Consider the following 18,667-nt stretch of genomic DNA (forward strand, 5'->3'; position numbering starts at 1 on the left):
CGCTGTCGATTTCGTCAAGTGGCGCGGTCATCCGGTGTGCGGATGACTTCCACCCATCGCGCAATCGGTTGCGCGCCACGGTGAGAATCCAACCCTCGGGATTGGCGGGTATGCCGTCCTCGGGCCAGCGCGCCAGCGCGCGTTCAAGGGCGTCGGCCAGCGCGTCCTCGGCGGCGGCGATGTCGCGCGTCGGCGCCGCGAGGACGGCCAGCAGACGTCCGTACGAGTCCCGGGCGACCTGGGCCACCCGGGCCTGCACCTCTACGGGTTGTACCACCCGCGGTCGGCGGCGTATGTCCGCGCCACCGGGCGGATTTCGACCGAACCCCAGCCGTTGGCCGGATTGCGGTGGGCCCACTTCAGTGCCTCGTCGAGGTTATCGACCTCGATGACGAAGATGCCGCCGAGCTTCTCCTTCGTGTCGATGAACGGCCCGTCCTGAACTTCGGGCGTGCCGTTGCGAGCGGTCACCGTGGTGGTGGCGACAACGGACTCGAGTACCTCCGTATCGATCAGCACCCCTGCGGCCGTCAGGTCATCCGCGTAGGCGTTGAAGGCTTCCATCGCAGGAGCCATGTCCTCTTCGGTCAGCCCGACTTCCGAGCCCTCCTGGTAATGCATCAATAGGCAGTACCGCATGACTCAATCCTCCTGGTTCTATCCGAATCTGACGGTTGTCACCGGGATGACGATTGGAGCGAGGCCCGATCGACACGTCCCCGCCGAAAGGCGTCGACGCTGAAAACCGCCAGCGCCACCCAGATCAGCGCGAAGCCCAACCACCGCGCCGGCGGCATCGGCTCGTGCCCGACGACCACGCCCCAGGTCAGCTGCATCGCCGGGGTGAGGTAGAACAGCAGACCCATCGTCACCAGCGGCAGCCGCTGCGCGGCGGCGGCAAAGAACAGCAGGGGCAGTGCGGTCACCACGCCGGCCAGAATCATCAGCGTGACGTGGCCGGGACCGTGTTCGGCGAACGTCGCGTGGCCAGTGACCTGCAGCACGGCGAGGTAGGCGAGAGCGAAAGGTCCGGCTACCCCAGCCTCTATGCCGACGCTGACCCGAGGATCGGTCGGCACCACCTTCTTGACCGCCCCATATATGGCGAATGAGAACGCCAGCCCGAGGCCGATGATCGGCGGCGAACCGACCTCGACGGTCAGCACCACCACGGCCACGACCGCGACGGCCAAGGCGACGAACTGCGCGCGATTGAGCCGTTCGCGGAAGATCAGCAGCCCCAGCGCCACGGTCACCAGCGGGTTGATGAAATACCCGAGCGCGGCATCCACAACGTGGCCGTTGTTGACCGCATAAATGTAAATGACCCAGTTGACGGAGATCAGGGCCGACGCGAACGTCAGCAGCAGCCACGTGCGCGGCGTGATCGCGCGAATGTCACGGAGTCGGCGCACCGCCGCGACGACCACGACCATCAGCGCGAAGCACCAGATGATCCGGTGCGCAAGGATTTCGAATGCGTTGGCGGGCTTGAGCAGTGGAAAGAACGCCGGGAACAGGCCCCACATGGCGTACGCGCCGACGCCGAACAGCAAGCCAGATTTACGGGCGTCACTCACGGTTCGGCGCGGCGCAACACTTCGAGGGCGTGCTGCAGGTCGGCAGGGTAGGGGCTGGTGATCTCCACGCGTCGTCCGTCGGCTGGGTGCGTGAACGCCAACGACCTGGCGTGCAGCCATTGACGCTCCAGGCCAAGCTTTTTGGCCAGTGTCGGGTCGGCGCCGTAGGTCAGGTCCCCGGCACAGGGATGGTGCAATGCGGCGAAGTGCACCCGAATCTGGTGGGTGCGACCGGTTTCCAGCTCGATGTCGAGCAGGCTGGCGGCCCGGTGCGCCTCCAGTGTGTCGTAGTGGGTGATGCTGTGCCTGCCGCCTTCGGTGACGGCGAACTTCCAGTCGTGTCCGCGATGGCGGCCGATGGGCGCGTCGATGGTCCCGCTGGAGGGGTCCGGGTGGCCCTGCACCACTGCGTGGTAGCGCTTTTCGACGGTTCGCTGCTTGAATGCCCGCTTGAGCACGGTGTAGGCGCGTTCGGAGAGCGCCACCATCATGACGCCCGAAGTGCCGACGTCGAGACGGTGCACAATGCCTTGCCGCTCATGGATTCCCGACGTGCTGATCCGAAAGCCCGCCGCAGCTAGGCCGCCCAACACCGTCGGCCCGGTCCACCCGACCGTCGCGTGTGCTGCGACCCCAGGCGGTTTGTCGACCGCCACGATGTCATCGTCGGAGTACAGGATCGTCATGCCCTCGACCTCGACGGGCGTATTCTCCACCGGCGCAGGAGCTTCCGGTAGGCGCACCTCGAGCCAAGCGCCTGCCGTCAGTTTGTCGGATTTGCCTGCGCGAGTGCCGTCGAGGTCGACGCCGCCGTCTTCGGCCAGCGCCGCCGCTGCGGTCCGTGACAGCCCGAGCAGCCGCGCCAGCCCTGCGTCGACTCGCATGCCCGCCAGCCCCTCCGGGACCGGCATCGAGCGGGTCGTCACTCTGAGCCGTCGGCCTTGCGGCGGCTCGGCGTGTCGAAATCAAACCCGAACAGCGACAGGACAACTAGCAAGATTGCTCCTCCGACGACAGACGGGTCGGCGACGTTGAACACCGGCCACCATCCGATGGACAGGAAGTCCACGACATGTCCCTGTAGCGGCCCGGGCGCCCGGAAGAACCGGTCCACCAGATTGCCCATCGCGCCACCAAGGATCATGCCGAGACCGATCGCCCACCACGGCGAAACGAGCCTCCTGCCCATCCAGATGATGCCGAAGACCACACCGGTCGCGATCAGCGTAAGCACCCAGGTGTAGCCGGTCGCCATCGAGAACGCGGCACCGGAGTTGCGAACCAGCGTCCAGGTGACGGTGTCACCGATGATCGACACCGGCTGTCCCGGCGTCAGAAGTTTCACCGCGAGCACCTTGGTGACGATGTCGGCCACCAGCACCACCGCCGCGACGGTGAGCAGCAGGCGCAGCCGGCGTCGCGGCGTCGCAGGCTCGACGGCCTCGGCGTCGGTCACCGGCTCAGCCGATCCCGCGGATTCATCAGTCACTCCCCCATCATCCCAAAGCGTGAATGGGGAATGATTTCCCCCATGGGCCGCCTCGTAGTCCTCACCACCGGCGGCACGATCGCCACCAGCACCGACGACGACGGAGTGAAGCGTCCCACCCGTACGGGCGCGGCGCTGACCTCCGGGCTTGACGTCGAGGTAGTCGACCTGATGGCGGTGGACAGCTCGCAGTTGACGCCCGTCGACTGGGACCGGATCCGCTCCGCACTGCCGTCGGATGCCGGTGTGGTGATCACACACGGTACCGACACCATGGAGGAGACGGCGCTGTGGCTGGAACTGACCTACGACGGCGCCGCGCCCGTCGTGCTCACCGGTGCGCAGCGCAGCGCCGATGCGCTGGATGCCGACGGACCGCGCAATCTGCTCGACGCGCTCGCCGTGGCGGGCAGTGAGGACGCGTGGGACCTGGGTGTGCTGGTGACGTTCGCGGGCACGGTGTGGCAGCCGCTGGGCCTGCAGAAGGTCGCCACACATGACCTGCGTGGCTTCGCAGGGACGGCCGTCGGCGCGGTCAGCGACGGGCGGTTCACGCCGAGCGGCGCCAAGGTGCGGCCGCGTCTCGGTGCGCGTTCGGCCGCGACGGCGCCGCGCGTGGACATCGTCGCGGTGTATCCGGGAGCTGACGCGGTGGCGATGGATGCGTGCGTGGCGGCCGGGGCGCGGGGACTCGTGCTGGAGGCGCTGGGCTCGGGCAATGCCCCGGCGGCGGTGATCGACGGTGTGCGGCGACACTGCCGCGACGGCGTGGCGGTGACGGTGTCGACGCGGGTGCCAGGCGGGCACGTCAGCCCCGGCTACGGACCGGGCCGTGAGTTGGTCGACGCCGGCGCGGTGGTGGTGCCACGGCTGCGGCCGGCTCAGGCACGGGTCCTGCTGATGGCGGCACTTGCGAGCGGTTCAGCCGTCGACGACGTCGTCGCCCGCTGGGGCTGAGCGGGCCGCCAGTTCGCTGACGTATTCGGGCCAGTCCAGACTGTCGACGGGGTTGGCTCGTTCAATGTCGGCGGTGTCATCGGGAAACGTACGCACCGGGCCCGGCCCGGTGCTGCGGGTCTCGAACCGCACCGTCATCACGCCGTGTCCGGCGCCCTGAATCCAGCCGTGCCCGAATTCGGTGTGCGCGACGTCGTCGCCGAGGCGCCAGGCCGGAGCCGTCGCGGCGGCGTCGGTGAGCGTCGGTGGGAGCCTGGTGTGCGGAACGTCCTCGGCTGCCAGCTCGAGATCGGGGAACAGTGACTCCTGACGGACGTCGGACAGGCCCGAAAAGCCAATGCCCACAAGGCGAATCGGACCGATTTCGACGGGGTCGAGCAGGAGCCGGCGCGCCATGGTGATCAGCGTCGCCGCGTCGGCGGTGGCATACGGAAGCGTCGCGGACCGCGTGAGAATGCTCATGTCGGACTTCTTGAGCTTCACGGTGACCGTTCGCGCGCCGCGACCGTCCTTCTCCAGACGCGCGTGCGCATGCTCGCCGATCGGGCCTGCCGCCTCACGCAGTTGGTCGAGCGTGGTCAGGTCCTCAGGGAAGGTGGATTCGGCGCTGATCTGTTTGGCCGGGGCGTTTTCGGCGACCGGGCGGTCGTCGATGCCCTGGGCCAGCCGGTGCAATGCAGGGCCGACGGTCGCGCCGAGGATGTTGGCCGCCTCGGCGTCGGACAGGGCCGCGAACGCGCCGATGGTTTCGACGCCGAGCCGGTGCAGCTTCTCCTCGGCCACTGGTCCGATGCCCCAGAGCCGCCGCACGGGCAGGCCGTCGAGCAGTACGCGTTCCTCGTTGCGGCGCACCACCCGAATGCCGTTGGGCTTGGCCAGATCCGACGCGATCTTGGCGACTTGCTTGCCCGATCCGGCGCCGACGGAGGCGATCAGCCCGGTCTGGTCCAACACCTTGGCCTTCATCGCCTTGCAGAACGCCTCGACGTCGTCGGCCGACGCGCGCGCCAGTTCGACGGGTTCGCCGAACGCCTCGTCGAACGACAGCTGCTCGAGAACGGGCACCAACGTTCGGACCGTGTCGAATACCCGGCGGCTGGCCACTCCGTAGACCACGCCGCGCGGCGGCAGCACCACCGCGGCGGCGCCGACCATGCGGCGGGCCTGGTGCATGGGCATCGCCGACCGGGCCCCGTAGACACGCGACTCGTAGCTGGCACCGGCGACGACACCGCGGCCGCCGACCCCGCCGACGAGGACCGGTCGTCCGCGCAGGGTTGGCCTGGTCAGCTGCTCGACGGACGCGAAGAACGCGTCCATGTCGAAGTGCAGCACCCAGCGATCGGCCAAGAATCAGGCCTTGGCGATCGCGACCCGTACGCCGTCGCCGATCTCGCTGCCGTCGGCCGGCTCGCCGAATTCGAAACTGGTGGCAAGGATTTCGCGTGCGATCAGCCCGCTATGCGTGCGCGCCCAGTCCTCCCGTTTCGCGGGCACCGAGATGACGACCGAGATCCGGTCGGACACGTCGAGGCCCGTCGACTTGCGCAGGTCCTGCAGTTCCCGGATGCGGTCCTTGGCCCACCCCTCGGCCTCCAGCTCCGGGGTGACGTTACCGTCGAGCACCACCAGACCCGCGCCGTCGGGCAGCGCGGCGGTGTACTCCGGGTCGGCCGCGACCAGCCGCGAGCTGTACTCGTCGGGCTGCAATACCGCAGGGCCCGCAGTCAGCGTGCCGTCGGCGTTGACGACGGCCTCGCCCGCCTTGACGGCCTTGATCGCGACTTGCACGTCCTTGCCGAGTCGCGGGCCGGCGACGCGCGCATTTACCGTCAGCTCGAAGCGGCCGTAGGTGTCGATGTCGTCGGTGAGTTCGACCGCCTTGACGTTGAGCTCGTCGGCGATCAAATCCTTGAACGGCTCCAGGCTCTGCGGGTTTGCCACCGCGACAGTCAGTTTCGGCAGTGGCAGCCGCACGCGCAGCTTCTTGGCCTTGCGCAGCGAGGATCCCGCCGAGCACACCTCCCGCACCTGGTCCATCGCGGCGACCAGCTCCGCATCCGCGGGCAGTTCGCGGGCCTGCGGCCAGTCGGTCAGATGCACCGAGCGCTCACCGGTCACACCGCGCCAGATCACCTCGGTGATGAGCGGCAACAGCGGGGCGGCAATGCGGCCCGTCACCTCGAGCACCGTGTGCAGCGTGTCGATCGCGTCGGGATCCTCCTCCCAGAACCGTGAACGCGACCGTCGCACATACCAATTCGTCAGCGCCTCGGTGAACTGGCGCAGCTGATCGCACGCGCCCGAGATGTCGCAGGTATCCAGCGACTCGGTGAGGTCGTCGCGCAACACCGCCAGCTTGGCCAGGATGTAGCGGTCCAGCACATGGCGCGAATCGGTGCGCCAGTTGCCCTTCTTCGGCGCATAGAGAGCCAGGAAGCTGTAGGCGTTCCACAACGGCAGCAGCACCTGCCGGACGCCTTCGCGGATGCCCTGCTCGGTGACGATCAGGTTGCCACCGCGCAGGATCGGCGACGCCATCAGGAACCAGCGCATCGCATCGGAGCCGTCGCGGTCGAACACCTCGGTTACATCGGGGTAGTTGCGCAGCGACTTGCTCATCTTCTGTCCGTCGTTGCCCAGCACGATGCCATGCGCCACACAGGTTTTGAACGCGGGCTTGTCGAACAGTGCGGTGGCCAGAATGTGCAGCGTGTAGAACCATCCGCGGGTCTGGCCGATGTACTCGACGATGAAGTCACCGGGAAAGTGCGCGTCGACACCGGTCTGGCTGTCCGCGCCGCTCACGCCATCGAACCATTTCTGATTCTCGAATGGATAGTGCACCTGTGCGTACGGCATCGAACCCGAGTCGAACCACACATCGAATACGTCCTCGATGCGACGCATCATCGACTTGCCGGTGGGATCGTCGGGATTGGGCCGGGTCAGCTCGTCGATGTAGGGCCGGTGCAGGTTGTCGGGCCGCACACCGAAGTCGCGCTCGAGCTCGTCGAGGCTCCCGTACACGTCGATGCGCGGATACGCCGGATCGTCGGAGAGCCACACCGGAATCGGCGTGCCCCAGTAGCGGTTTCGCGAGATCGACCAGTCGCGAGCGCCGGACAGCCACTTGCCGAACTGGCCGTCCTTGACGTGCTCCGGGTACCAGGTGATCTCTTTGTTCAGCTCGACCATGCGGTCACGGAAATCGGTGACCTTGATGAACCACGACGAAACCGCACGATAGATCAACGGATTCCGGCACCGCCAGCAATGCGGGTAGGAGTGCTCGTAGGTCTCGTGGCGCAGCAGCACCGCACCGTTGACCCCAGCTGGGGTTCCCTGGTGTTTCAGGTCGCGGATGATCTGCGGGTTGGCGTCGAACACGTGCTGGCCCGCGTAGTCGGGCACCGTCGCGTCGAACCGGCCCTTCGAGTCGACCGGCGTGACGGCGACGATGCCGGCCGCCTGGGTGATGGTCATGTCGTCCTCGCCGTAGGCCGGCGACATGTGCACGATGCCGGTGCCGTCCTCGGTGCTGACGAACTCGGCGGGCAGCACCCGAAATGAGTCCGGCGCGTCCATGAAATACGGAAACGGCGGCAAGTAGCGCGTCTGCAGCAGGTCCTTGCCGGTGTATGTGCCGAGGATCTCGGGTTCTTCGCCGAGTTCGCGCGCGTAGGCCGCCAGCCGCGCCTGCGCCAACACATAGCGTCTGTCATCGGGCCCCTGAACCAAGACGTAGCTGACCTCGGGGTTGACCGCGACGGCCTGGTTCGACGGCAGCGTCCACGGCGTCGTCGTCCAGATGAGGAGGTAGGCGCCATCAAGATCGGAGCGCGGACCACCGGTCACCTTGAATCCCACGGTGATCGCCGGGTCCTGCCGGCTCTGGTAGACGTCGTCGTCCATCCGCAGTTCGTGGCTGGACAGCGGCGTTTCGTCGTTCCAGCAGTACGGCAGCACCCGATTGCCTTCGTAGGCAAGGCCTTTGTCCCACAACTGCTTGAACGCCCAGATCACCGATTCCATGAAGGTCGGATCGAGCGTCTTGTAGTCGTTGTCGAAATCGACCCAGCGGGCCTGGCGGGTGACATACGCGCGCCATTCGTTGGTGTACTTGAGCACTGACGCCCGGCAGGCGTCGTTGAACTTCTCGATGCCCATCTCTTCGATCTGCGCCTTGTCGGAGATGCCGAGCTGGCGCTGCACCTCGAGTTCGGCGGGCAGGCCGTGGGTGTCCCACCCGAAGCGGCGCTCGACCTTGTACCCGCGCATGGTGCGGTACCTGGGGACGATGTCCTTTACATAACCGGTGAGCAGATGCCCGTAGTGCGGCAGGCCGTTGGCGAACGGCGGGCCATCATAGAACACGTATTCTTCTGCGCCGTCTCTGCGCGCAACGCTCGCACGGAACGTATCGTCGCTGTCCCAGTAGTCCAGGACGTCGGCCTCGAGGGCGGGAAAGTTCGGCGCTCCGGCGGCCGGCTTCGGGTAGGCGCTCACTGCGTGGTCTCCTGTGCCAAAACGTCAGGCACGGGGACGACGTCGCGCTGGTGCGCGAGCGCCGCGGTACCACCCCGCTTGCGCACCAGGTGGTGCGCCGCTCAACTCGGGCGATGACGGGCCCACCCGTTCGGTTCTACTGGGCTGTATCAGCTGTTCTTCCGAAGGCTCCCCGGTGATGGCCGGATCGGCGCCGTTCATTGTCAAGTCTAGAGGCCGGGCGCAAATCGGTTGCCGCGGCCTGGACCGGGCGTAGCGTTCGGTGCCATGAGTGATCACACCTACCGAGTCATCGAGATTGTCGGCAGCTCGCCTGACGGTATCGACTCGGCGATCCGCAACGCGGTGTCCCGGGCGTCGCAGACCATGCGCGGACTGGACTGGTTCGAGGTCCAGTCGGTCCGCGGGCACCTTTCGGACGGCGATATCGGCCACTTTCAGGTGACGCTGAAAGTGGGCTTCCGTCTTGAGGATTCGAGCTGACGGTTACAGCGGAGCGGCGGCGTCCGAGGTCATTTCGATGAGCGCAAGGCCGAACTGCTCGGTGAGCTCTTCGACCGTGTAGCTGTCGAACCGGGCGGTGTCGTACCACCAGTCGACGTGCAGCTCGTCCGCCGAGCTGTACACCCGCACTTCCAGCGCGTGCCCAAGCCCTGGCGGTGTCTCGTTAATCGGCATCGTGCCCGCGGGCACCGCGCCGACGTAGTTGAGCAGGATCTCGGAGGCGGCGTCTGAGGGGTAGCTCGGCGCGGTCGCGAGCGCGCGGTGCACATCAGCCAGTACTTCGGTGGCGCTTGCGTGCTGCGAAGTCGCACAGATCAGCGGGACCGCGTGAAGCAGCCAGCGCCGGTCGTCGGTGACGTCCACGGCGGTGACGCCATCGCCGATCACTCGCGCGATCGTCCGGCCGAGCGCTGCAAGCAGTAGCGCGTCCGGCGACACGTCAAGCCAGGAAGCGGCGCCATCAAGCTCGGCCGCCAGCTCGGCAGTGGCCGGCGCCGACACCCGCTGCATCGTCGAGGAACGGGATCCCTGCGCGACGCTGTGGTCGGCAATCTGCAATGTTGCTGTGGGGTAGCCGCCGAACGTGCTCATCGTCTCGCTGCTCGGCCTGGCCATGTTTGGGGCAACCATGTTGCCAACCGTACGCGATGTGTCCCAGAAATGGGAGACCACTCCCGAAACTGTGACGCTGGTGTCAATTATGGCAACACATTCCGGTTTGCGGCGGTCACTGCCCATTCACGGGAAATTGGTCTATCGTGTGATAATGCCTCGGACCGACGAGAACGGCAGACAACTCAAGGCCCTCCTCGACTACCTCCTGGACGGAGACGTTGAGGCAAAGGACATCTACGACGCGCTCGGCACGTCGAGCAGTACGTACTACCGTCGCATCAAAGAAGCCGACTATCCCGACGCCGAAGAGCTGAGGCGAGTGGCCGACAGGTTCGGCCTGAGCTATCCCGACCTGCAGATCCGCTTCGGATTGATGAGTCGCCAGGAGGTGTGGAGCTACGTCGAGTCGCCCGCCTTCACGGTCACGGCCGTCAGAGAACCGACGCTCACCCGGACCCCGAAGCTGTCCGAACTCAAACCGCGCAGTGACGCTCCCCCGCTTTAGCTCTACAATTTGCTGAGGACACTGCGGCTAAAAGGCAACTCTCATGGCTCTCGCAACGCTCATCGCGATCACACTTTGCTGTATCGCGTGGAGTTTGTGGATTCGGCGTGTCACGTGGTCGAGCCGCTGGGAGGTCGCCGCCACCCTGAACATTGCTTTGCAGGGCCTCGCGGTTGTGCTGATGTCCCCGCTGGCGTCGGAGACCGTCGGCGTTTGGCTTCATGCGCTGACCGGGAAGTGGAATCTCGAGGATTACATCGGCCACGACTGCTACATCGTGGCCGCGTCCGCGGTGGTCTACAACGCGCTCGGCAGGCTCCAGGACGACCACTCGCTGCAACGGTCCTTCAAGCAGTACATCGAGCGCCCGGCGACGGTGTGCATTCCGCTGCTGCTGGTGACGTTCTCTCTCGGCAACGGCGCGGCGATATACAAGCCCGACTTCTTCGACGTGCCCACCGACTTCTGGCTGAACACCTACTGGCTGCTGCTGTGCGGCACCCTCATCTATCTGTTGGGGTATGGGTGTCGAGCGCTGCTCATCCTGCGCAAGGACCCGCGATCGCGCCGAATCGCCAACATCTACCTCGTGGCCTCGGCCGCAGGCATCGCCGCGTGCATCGTCCGCATCGTCACCGCCTACATCACGCCGCTGCAAACGGTCGAGGGCGGCACGCTCGTGTGGGTCTTCGCATGCCTGTGCGGCGCCGGGTTCGCGCTCACGTCGGCGGAGTCCTGGCGGATGAAAACCAAGTGGTTCTCCGACGCGAACCAGTGAGCTGATCCAGGGCTAACCCGCGACGGTCCGCGGCACCTCGTACGGAGCTCCGAACGCCGGCGTCGTCACGTATCCCCGCTTACGTGCCTGTGCCGCGTCCCTGCGGATCAACGTGGCCAGTCCGGCGAACGTGACCTGGTCCAGCAGCATCCGCGTCAGCAGCCGGTTGTGCACGAAGCCGAACGACAGCCCGCTCGCGGGATCTGCCCAGCCGACCGAACCGGCGAGGCCCGCGTGGCCGAAGCCGGGCAGGAAGCCGGGCGGGAACGGCACGCCGTGATAGCCCAGATTGAAGGACAGCGGCACGAGAATGTTTCGGTCCGGCAGCAGACTGGGGCGCCCGGTGAGTCCGTCCACCAGCTCCTTCGACAGGAATTGGGTGCCGTCGATGCGACCGCCGTTGGCGATCGCGCCGTACATCTTGGCCAGCCCGCGCGCCGTCGCGACACCGTTGGCCGCTGGTATCTCGGCGTCGAGGAACGGGATGTCGCCCTGGACAACGGCTTTCATCCCGGGGAAGTACACCGATCCGAAGACGCCGGAGTATGTAAGGGCCGCGACCCTCGGCGCGACGAAGTTGAACATCGGATTGGCGAAGGTGCCCTGCGGAATCAGGATCTGCGCCGCCTTTGTCGGTGCGTCGGCGGGCGGGCGGCCCAGGTGCAGTCCGTCGGTGTTCAGCGGTTCGGCCAGCTCCTCGCGAATCAGGTCGCGCATCCCCTTACCGGTGACGGCACGGGCAAGTCCTGACATCAACCAGCCGTAGGTCAGCGCGTGATACGCCGGCTTGCCATACAGCACGCGATTGGGCGCCGCGGCCGCGATCCGCTCCTCCATCGCCTGATGGTTCAGCAGGTCGGCCTTGCTCACGCCGCTCAGATGGGACAACCCGGCGCGGTGGCGCATGACGTCGCGCACCGTGATGTCGGCCTTGCCGTTCGCGCCGAATTCGGGCCAGTAGGTGGCGACCGGCGCGTCGTAGACGATCAGACCGCGGTCGACCAGGCGGTGGATGACCGTCGACGCCATGCCCTTGGTGACGGAGAAGACCATCGCGCCGGTATCCGCGGTCCAGAACTCGGTACCCCTACGGTCGGCGTATCCGGTCCAGATGTCCACCACCGGCTCGCCATGCAGATAGACCGACAGGGCGCCACCGCCGAATCGGCGGCCGGGGAACAGCTGCGCGAACCCCTTCAGGGTGCAGCCGAAATTGGAGTCAGCCGCGCCCTGAATACCGTGCGGGAGCGCCGCGCTGCGCTCCCCGTTATTGACTCCCGTCACAATGTATTGAATTTACCTGCAACCCCGGCAAATAAACCAGGTGTTACCCATTCGTTAATTCACCGCCGGTCAGCGGCATCGAGGAGCCGTTGTGCAGCAAGCGCGGGGGTCAGCTCACCGTCGCGGACCTGACGCTCCACCTCCGCCCGGATCCGGCGCACCTCGGGATTCGACAACACCCGGTCCAGCACGGTGTCGCGGACCATCGACCACGTCCAGTCCACCTGCTGGGCCCGGCGGCGCGCCTCGAACTCCCCTGCACCGCTAATCACCTGACGGTGCTTGAGCACGGTGTCCCACAACTCGGACAAGCCGACGCCCTGCAGTGCGCTCATCGTGAGAACTGGGGGGCGCCAAAGGGTTTCGCGTGGATAGATCAATCGGATCGCGCCCGTCAGTTCACGCGCTGCGGCCTTGGCCTCCACCGCGTGCTCGCCGTCGGCCTTGTTCACCACCACAATGTCGGCAAGTTCGAGCACGCCCTTCTTGATGCCCTGCAGCTGATCGCCGGTGCGTGCCAGGGTCAGAAACACGAAGGTGTCGACCATGTTCGCCACGGTCACCTCGGACTGACCGACGCCAACGGTCTCGACAAGGATCACGTCGAACCCCGCCGCCTCCAGCAACACAATGGTTTCCCGGGTGGCCTTCGCGACCCCACCGAGCGTGCCCGAGGTGGGTGACGGGCGGATGTAGGCGTCGGGATGGACGGCCAACCTCGCCATCCGGGTCTTGTCGCCCAGGATCGACCCACCGGTGCGCGTGGACGACGGATCGACGGCCAACACCGCGACGCGATGGCCCTGCTCGATCAGATACATGCCGAGCGCCTCGATGGTCGTCGACTTGCCGACACCCGGCACGCCGGTGATGCCGATGTGCATCGCGCCGCCCGCCTCCGGCATCAGCGCCAGAAGCAGCTGCTGGGCCTGTTCGCGGTGATCCGGGCGCGTCGACTCGACCAGCGTGATCGCCCGGGGCAGGGCGGCACGATCGCCGTCGCGGACGGCGGCGGCAAGGTCGCAGACCTGGTCGGCCATCTAGCTCAGCGTGTAGCCGAGCCGCTCGGCCAACTTGCCGAGCAGGCCGATGGCGGCGTCGGCGATCACGGTGCCTGGCGGGAAGATCGCGGTGGCGCCCGCGGCGTAGAGCTCGTCGAAGTCGCCGGGCGGGATGACGCCACCCACGACGATCATGATGTCGGGCCTGCCCACCTCGGCGAGCGCATCGCGCAACGCGGGCACCAGCGTCAGGTGTCCGGCCGCCAATGACGACACCCCCACTACATGCACGTCGTTGTCAGCGGCTTGGCGAGCCACCTCCTCCGGGGTGGAGAACAGCGAGCCGACGTCGACGTCGAAGCCGATGTCGGCAAATGCGGTCGCGATCACTTTCTGCCCGCGGTCGTGCCCGTCCTGCCCCATTTTGGCGACCAGGATTCGCGGCCGGCGGCCGTCGGCCTCGGCGAACTTTTCGACTAGCTCGCTAGCACTTGCGATGTTGCTGACCTTTCCGACTTCGTCGCGGTAGACCCCGGCGATGGTACGGATCTCCGCCTGATGACGGCCCCATACCTTCTCCAGCGCGTCGGAAATCTCGCCGACGGTGGCCTTGGCCCGGGCGGCGTTGATCGCGAGCTCGAGCAGGTTGCCTTCCGTGCCCGCGGCGCGGCTCAGCTCGGCCAGCGCGGCGTCGACGGCCCCCTGGTCACGGTCGGCCCGCAGCTGCGCCAACTTGGCCAGCTGCTCGGCGCGCACCCGGCTGTTCTCGACCTTGAGCACCTCGATCTCGTGGTCCTCATCGGTTTGGTACTTGTTCACGCCGATCACCGTCTGCGCACCGGAGTCGATGCGGGCCTGCGTGCGCGCTGCGGCTTCTTCGATGCGTAGCTTCGGGATGCCTTCGCTGATCGCCTGCGCCATGCCGCCGTGCTCGGCGACCTCGCGCAGGTGGGCACGCACTTTTTCGGCTAGCTGATGGGTCAGCCACTCCACGTAATAGGAGCCGCCCCACGGATCGATCGGCCGGGTGGTGCCGGACTCCTGCTGCAATACCAGCTGTGTGTTGCGGGCGATGCGGGCCGAGAAGTCGGTCGGCAGTGCCAGCGCCTCGTCGAGCGCGTTGGTGTGCAGCGACTGGGTGTGCCCCTGGGTAGCGGCCATCGCCTCGATGCAGGTGCGTGCGACGTTATTGAACGGATCCTGCGCGGTCAGCGACCAGCCCGACGTCTGCGAATGTGTGCGCAGGGACAGCGATTTCGCGTCCTTGGGGTTGAACTCAGCGACGAGCTCACTCCACAGCAGCCTGCCGGCGCGCAGCTTGGCCACCTCCATGAAGAAGTTCATCCCGATGCCCCAGAAGAACGACAGCCGCGGCGCGAACTTGTCGATGTCCAGGCCCGCGTCCAGGCCGGCCTTGATGTACTCGACACCGTCGGCCAGGGTGTAGGCCAGCTCGAGATCCGCTGTGGCACCAGCTTCTTGGATGTGGTAGCCGGAGATCGAGATCGAGTTGAACTTCGGCATCTTCGTGCTCGTGTAGGCGAAGATGTCGGAGATGATCCGCATCGACGCCTTCGGCGGATAGATGTAGGTGTTGCGGACCATGAACTCTTTGAGGATGTCGTTCTGGATGGTCCCGGCAAGCTTCTCCGGCGGCACGCCCTGCTCCTCCGCGGCGACCACATACAGCGCGAGGATCGGCAGCACTGCACCGTTCATGGTCATCGACACCGAGACCGTCGACAGGTCGATGCCGTCGAACAGCTGGCGCATGTCGAGGATGGAATCGATTGCCACCCCTGCCATTCCGACGTCGCCGGCGACGCGCGGATGGTCGGAGTCGTAGCCGCGGTGGGTGGCCAGGTCGAAGGCCACCGACAGGCCCTTCTGCCCTGCGGCCAAGTTGCGGCGGTAGAAGGCGTTGGATTCGGCTGCGGTGGAAAAGCCCGCGTACTGCCGGATCGTCCATGGCTGGTTGACGTACATCGTCGGATACGGCCCACGCACGTATGGAGGTTCGCCGGGGAAACTGTCCAGCGGGTAGCCTGCGGCCACAGCAGCATCGCGGTCGGCGGCGATGTAGACCGGCCTGACGTCGATGCCCTCCGGGGTCACCCAGTCCAGCTGGTCCGGTGTGTAGCCGTGCGCGGCGGCGGCCGCTTCGACGTGCTTGGCGACGGCGGCCTCGGTCGCCGACTCAGCACGGCGCTCGCCGTGAAGCGGAATGTCGGCGAAGCTGCCGATTCCTGTTGTTGTGGTCACCTCAGGCCCCCAATCGGGTGAGCAGGTCCGACAACACTTGCACCGCATTGATTTTCGCGGTCAGGTAGCCGTCTGGTTTCGAGTCGGCTTCGGCCACGGCCTTTTCCGGCCCGGCGAGAAGGACGTACGACACCCCGGCTTTACGCGCGGAGTCGACGGCGGCGGAGGCTTCGGTGCCGTAACGAGCATCGGTGCCGCAGATCACCGCGATCTTCGCGTCGGCCGCGTCAGTGACGGCCTCGATCCCACCGGAGGCCAGCAGATTCGATGCGAACGTCGTCCGGATGTTGTGCTCGGCAAGCGGACCGAGCGGCAGCAGCAGGACCTGTGGCCGCGCACCTGTCTTTTCCAGGAATGCATCCGACCGGTCCCGCAACACCTCGAAGCCTGCTGCGTATCGGGCCACTGAATCGAGCGAATCAGCTTGCGGCAGAGGCGGTTCAGAGAGGTTTGGGTACTCGTTGACTCCGGTGAGCGCGGTACGCCGGTGGGCGATGTCGTCGGCGCGGCTTTTCGCCACCTCGGCGATCTTGGCTGCGGCATAGTCGCGAGCCTGTTGGAACCCGCCCCGGGATTCGATGTCTTGAAAATGCGTCCACGCCTGCTCGGCCAATTGCTTGGTGAGGTCCTCGACAAACCACGACCCGCCGCCGGGGTCCAGCACCCGGCCGATGTGCGATTCCTCCAGCAGCAACAGTTGTGTATTGCGCGCGATGCGCCGCGCGAAACTCGCTGCGATGCCGGGGAAGCCACCGGGTATGGCCACGTCGAACGGATGCACCAGCACGGTGTCGGCGCCACCCACCCCCGCAGAGAATGCGGCCAGCGTGGTGCGCAGCATGTTCACCCACGGATCACGCTGGGCCATCATCGGCAGCGATGTCACGGCATGCACGGTCGCCGCTGCCGTGTCGGGCTCCCCCACCACCTCGGCCACCCTGGCCCAAAGTTGACGCGCCGCACGCAGCTTCGCGATCGTCATGAACTGGTCGTCGTCGGCGGCGAATCGGAAAGCGATCTGCCGCAATGCGTCCCGCACCGGGATGCCACCCTCGGAAAGCAGCCGAAGGTAGGCAACCGCCGCAGCGACGCCCGCGGCCAGCTCCCACGACGCGCTGGCGCCCAGGTTGTGGAAGGCGGCCCCGTCAACGGTGATTGCCCGCACGCCGCCGTCGTAGCCAGTGACCTTCGCCGCGGTCGAAACGACGTCGGTCATGCCCGGGGCGGATCGCCCACTCAGCGGCGCTGTCAGCGGGTCGGCGCCGAGATCCAGCGACAGCCGTGAGCGCTGGTCGTCGTCCATGTCGGTCAACAAAGCCAGCACCGCGTCGGCAGCTGCGACGAGGTCGGATCCGGCGTCCAAGAGCACCGGCACCAGATCCAGGAACACTCCCTCGAGTAGGCGGTCCACATCGCCGACGGCGACTCCGGATTCGCCGACGCGTAGCACCAGCGCGCTGACGCCTTCGGTCAGGGCGACCAGCACCGCGCCGTTATCCTCGGCAGTCGCCGACCCGTTGGCCGGAAACGCTTCGGCCACCTTCCATCCCGACAAGACGTCGCGGCGCGCGTCGGCGCCGCGGACGAAGGGCCATTGGCCGGGCAGCGCGGGCTCCGGCAGCGCGTCGAGACCCGTGTACAGCGGGCGGATCGGGAAGCCTTCATAGGTGGGCGAATCCAGCAGCCGCTCCGGTTCGGCGGGCAAATCGGCGGGATCGCGCTTGGTGTTCTTGGCCAGCACACCGGCTACCGCCGAGCGCCACCGTGCGATATCGGGTTCGAGCGCACTGGATTTCTGCACGTCCACAGGCTAAATGATCGCCATCACAGGTCTGTCCGCTGGGCGGGCGACTCACAACGCCGCTGATGGGAGTTGTCAGCTGGCGGCCCGTAGTCTTGGTAATCGTGAAAGCCGTCGTCAACACCCTGCGTGCGCTGCGTGCGGCGGTGATCATGACGGCTGCGCAGGTCTCGCCGCGGCGGTTCTTCGGCATCCTGGCCGCCATTGTGATCCTCGTCGCAGTTGCGCTGCTGGTTCCGCTGCCCACCGCGGTCCAGCTACGTGACTGGGCGACCTCGGTGGGGCCGTGGTTCCCGTTGGCCTTCCTGGTCGCCCACATCGTGGTGACCGTCTTTCCTTTCCCACGCACCGCGTTCACGCTCGCTGCGGGCCTGCTGTTCGGCCCCGTCCTCGGAGTGCCGCTGGCAGTGGTTGCCAGCACCGCCAGCGCGGTCATCGCGCTGCTGCTGGTCCGCGCCGCGGGCTGGCAGCTCAGCCGGCTGGTCCGCCATCCGCGCGTCGAATCGCTCGATGCCCGGCTGCGGGATCGCGGTTGGCCCGCGGTGATGTCGATGCGAATGATCCCGGCGGTGCCGTTCTCCGTCCTGAACTATGCGGCAGGCGCGTCAGCTGTGCGGGTGCTGCCCTACACGCTGGCCACCTTCATCGGGTTGATGCCCGGCACCGCCGCCGTCGTGATTCTCGGTGATGCCCTCACCGGAAATATCAGCCCGGCGCTTTTCCTGGTGTCTTTCTGCACGGCGAGCGTCGGTATCGCGGGCCTGGTCTACGAGATCCGGACCCACCGGCGCCATCACCGGGAACGGCACGCTGACGCGCCGAGCGAGCACATCAGCGCGTGACAACCGCCGCGGCGAAAGCCACCCGGTGGTCCTTGGTCCACGGCGGTCCCAGCTTTTCTCGAGGGCCCTGCAGGATCTGCTCGGCCTGTTCGCCCAGCACGTCGGCCGCCTGCCCGACGACCCGCTTCGCGTCGTAAAGGCGCACCTCCCAGCCGCGAGCCTGCGCGACCTCGGCGAGGATCTTGCGGTACATGATCGCGTCGGCACGAGCCTCGTACGGCGCGCGGCGCTGGGCGGCGATGTCGTCAGGAAAGTCCGGCGGCCAGCTACGGAGCGAGATCGAGACAACCGGTGCGGGCAGGGCCGCCGCGAGTTGGTCGAACGCGTCGGTCGTCGCGCGCAGCACTGACGCCCGCACCTTCTCCACCAGAGCTGTCGTCGCCGCGACATCGAGGCGATGACTGTCGTAGTGGATCGGCGCGGCGGTCAGGCCAGGCTCGACGAGTTCGAGGCGCCGACGGTCCACGACCTCATGCGCTGCCGAGGCAGTCACCGCAACGGCCCATCCGAAATGATCGGCGATGCCGACCCGCATGCGAC

The 18,667-nt window shown here is 66.8% G+C and carries 18 protein-coding genes; 5 read left to right on the forward strand and 13 right to left on the reverse strand.

The features are described 5' to 3' along the window. The 5 genes from VFH65_RS17755 to lspA all read right to left on the reverse strand — a co-directional run. A partial coding sequence (locus VFH65_RS17755) for a sigma factor (protein WP_353323220.1) occupies positions 1-247 on the reverse strand: 247 nt, incomplete at its 3' end. A 14-nt stretch (positions 248-261) separates the two neighbouring features. Next, on the reverse strand, positions 262-639 hold the full coding sequence (locus VFH65_RS17760; protein ID WP_353323222.1) for a YciI family protein: 378 nt from the start codon (positions 637-639) through the stop codon (positions 262-264). 38 nt (positions 640-677) lie between these two features. Beyond that, the gene (rarD, locus tag VFH65_RS17765; RefSeq protein ID WP_353323223.1) at positions 678-1,580 is read right to left on the reverse strand and encodes an EamA family transporter RarD; all 903 of its coding nucleotides are present in this window, start codon (positions 1,578-1,580) and stop codon (positions 678-680) included. Further along, positions 1,577-2,506 (reverse strand): RluA family pseudouridine synthase, encoded by a 930-nt coding sequence (locus VFH65_RS17770; protein WP_353323225.1) that lies wholly within the window; start codon positions 2,504-2,506, stop codon positions 1,577-1,579. Before VFH65_RS17770 ends, rarD begins: the two co-directional genes overlap by 4 nt. Beyond that, positions 2,503-3,069 (reverse strand): signal peptidase II, encoded by a 567-nt coding sequence (lspA, locus tag VFH65_RS17775; RefSeq protein ID WP_353323226.1) that lies wholly within the window; start codon positions 3,067-3,069, stop codon positions 2,503-2,505. The genes VFH65_RS17770 and lspA overlap by 4 nt, the downstream gene beginning before the upstream one ends. Before the next feature lie 42 nt (positions 3,070-3,111). Here lspA and VFH65_RS17780 point away from each other — a divergent pair, with 42 nt between their 5' ends. Then, positions 3,112-4,026, forward strand: a complete 915-nt coding sequence (locus VFH65_RS17780; protein WP_353323227.1) for an asparaginase — start codon at positions 3,112-3,114, stop codon at positions 4,024-4,026. Here the strand turns inward: VFH65_RS17780 and VFH65_RS17785 are convergent. After that, positions 3,991-5,376 carry a DNA polymerase IV gene (locus tag VFH65_RS17785; protein WP_353323228.1) on the reverse strand — a complete coding sequence of 462 codons (1,386 nt, stop codon included), beginning with the start codon at positions 5,374-5,376 and terminating at the stop codon, positions 3,991-3,993. The two genes, VFH65_RS17780 and VFH65_RS17785, sit on opposite strands and share 36 nt — an antisense overlap. A gap of 3 nt (positions 5,377-5,379) precedes the next feature. Next, positions 5,380-8,535, reverse strand: coding sequence for an isoleucine--tRNA ligase (gene ileS, locus VFH65_RS17790; protein WP_353323229.1), 3,156 nt, complete (start codon positions 8,533-8,535; stop codon positions 5,380-5,382). Between the two features lie 267 nt (positions 8,536-8,802). On the opposite strand from ileS, the gene VFH65_RS17795 reads away from it, so the two are divergent. Continuing rightward, on the forward strand, positions 8,803-9,018 hold the full coding sequence (locus VFH65_RS17795) for a dodecin (RefSeq protein ID WP_353323230.1): 216 nt from the start codon (positions 8,803-8,805) through the stop codon (positions 9,016-9,018). Positions 9,019-9,021: 3 nt separating this feature from the next. Here the strand turns inward: VFH65_RS17795 and VFH65_RS17800 are convergent, their stop codons facing one another. Further along, positions 9,022-9,669 carry a hypothetical protein gene (locus tag VFH65_RS17800; protein WP_353323231.1) on the reverse strand — a complete coding sequence of 216 codons (648 nt, stop codon included), beginning with the start codon at positions 9,667-9,669 and terminating at the stop codon, positions 9,022-9,024. 136 nt (positions 9,670-9,805) lie between these two features. Here VFH65_RS17800 and VFH65_RS17805 point away from each other — a divergent pair, with 136 nt between their 5' ends. Together VFH65_RS17805 and VFH65_RS17810 are read left to right on the forward strand one after the other, a co-directional pair. Next, entirely contained in the window at positions 9,806-10,159 is a 354-nt protein-coding gene (locus VFH65_RS17805) for an XRE family transcriptional regulator (RefSeq protein ID WP_353323232.1), read from the forward strand. Positions 10,160-10,202: 43 nt separating this feature from the next. Further along, positions 10,203-10,937: a hypothetical protein gene (locus tag VFH65_RS17810; protein WP_353323233.1), complete on the forward strand. Its 735-nt coding sequence runs from the start codon at positions 10,203-10,205 to the stop codon at positions 10,935-10,937. A gap of 12 nt (positions 10,938-10,949) precedes the next feature. On the opposite strand, the gene VFH65_RS17815 is transcribed toward VFH65_RS17810, so the two are convergent. Genes VFH65_RS17815 through mutA form a run of 4 tightly spaced genes read right to left on the reverse strand, consistent with a single transcriptional unit; the run spans position 10,950 to position 17,291 of the window. After that, positions 10,950-12,221: a serine hydrolase domain-containing protein gene (locus VFH65_RS17815; RefSeq protein WP_353323234.1), complete on the reverse strand. Its 1,272-nt coding sequence runs from the start codon at positions 12,219-12,221 to the stop codon at positions 10,950-10,952. Between the two features lie 59 nt (positions 12,222-12,280). Continuing rightward, positions 12,281-13,261, reverse strand: coding sequence for a methylmalonyl Co-A mutase-associated GTPase MeaB (gene meaB / locus VFH65_RS17820; RefSeq protein ID WP_353323235.1), 981 nt, complete (start codon positions 13,259-13,261; stop codon positions 12,281-12,283). Continuing rightward, positions 13,262-15,484: a methylmalonyl-CoA mutase gene (gene scpA, locus VFH65_RS17825; protein ID WP_353323237.1), complete on the reverse strand. Its 2,223-nt coding sequence runs from the start codon at positions 15,482-15,484 to the stop codon at positions 13,262-13,264. A gap of 1 nt (position 15,485) precedes the next feature. After that, positions 15,486-17,291, reverse strand: a complete 1,806-nt coding sequence (mutA, locus tag VFH65_RS17830; RefSeq protein WP_353323238.1) for a methylmalonyl-CoA mutase small subunit — start codon at positions 17,289-17,291, stop codon at positions 15,486-15,488. 59 nt (positions 17,292-17,350) lie between these two features. Here mutA and VFH65_RS17835 point away from each other — a divergent pair, with 59 nt between their 5' ends. After that, positions 17,351-18,127: a TVP38/TMEM64 family protein gene (locus VFH65_RS17835; protein WP_414688444.1), complete on the forward strand. Its 777-nt coding sequence runs from the start codon at positions 17,351-17,353 to the stop codon at positions 18,125-18,127. Here VFH65_RS17835 and VFH65_RS17840 read toward each other — a convergent pair. Further along, on the reverse strand, positions 18,117-18,662 hold the full coding sequence (locus tag VFH65_RS17840; RefSeq protein WP_353323240.1) for a hypothetical protein: 546 nt from the start codon (positions 18,660-18,662) through the stop codon (positions 18,117-18,119). The two genes, VFH65_RS17835 and VFH65_RS17840, sit on opposite strands and share 11 nt — an antisense overlap. Between the last annotated feature and the right edge of the window lie 5 nt (positions 18,663-18,667).

It is taken from the genome of Mycobacterium sp. (assembly GCF_035697385.1).
In the GTDB taxonomy this organism is placed as follows: Bacteria; Actinomycetota; Actinomycetes; order Mycobacteriales; family Mycobacteriaceae; genus Mycobacterium.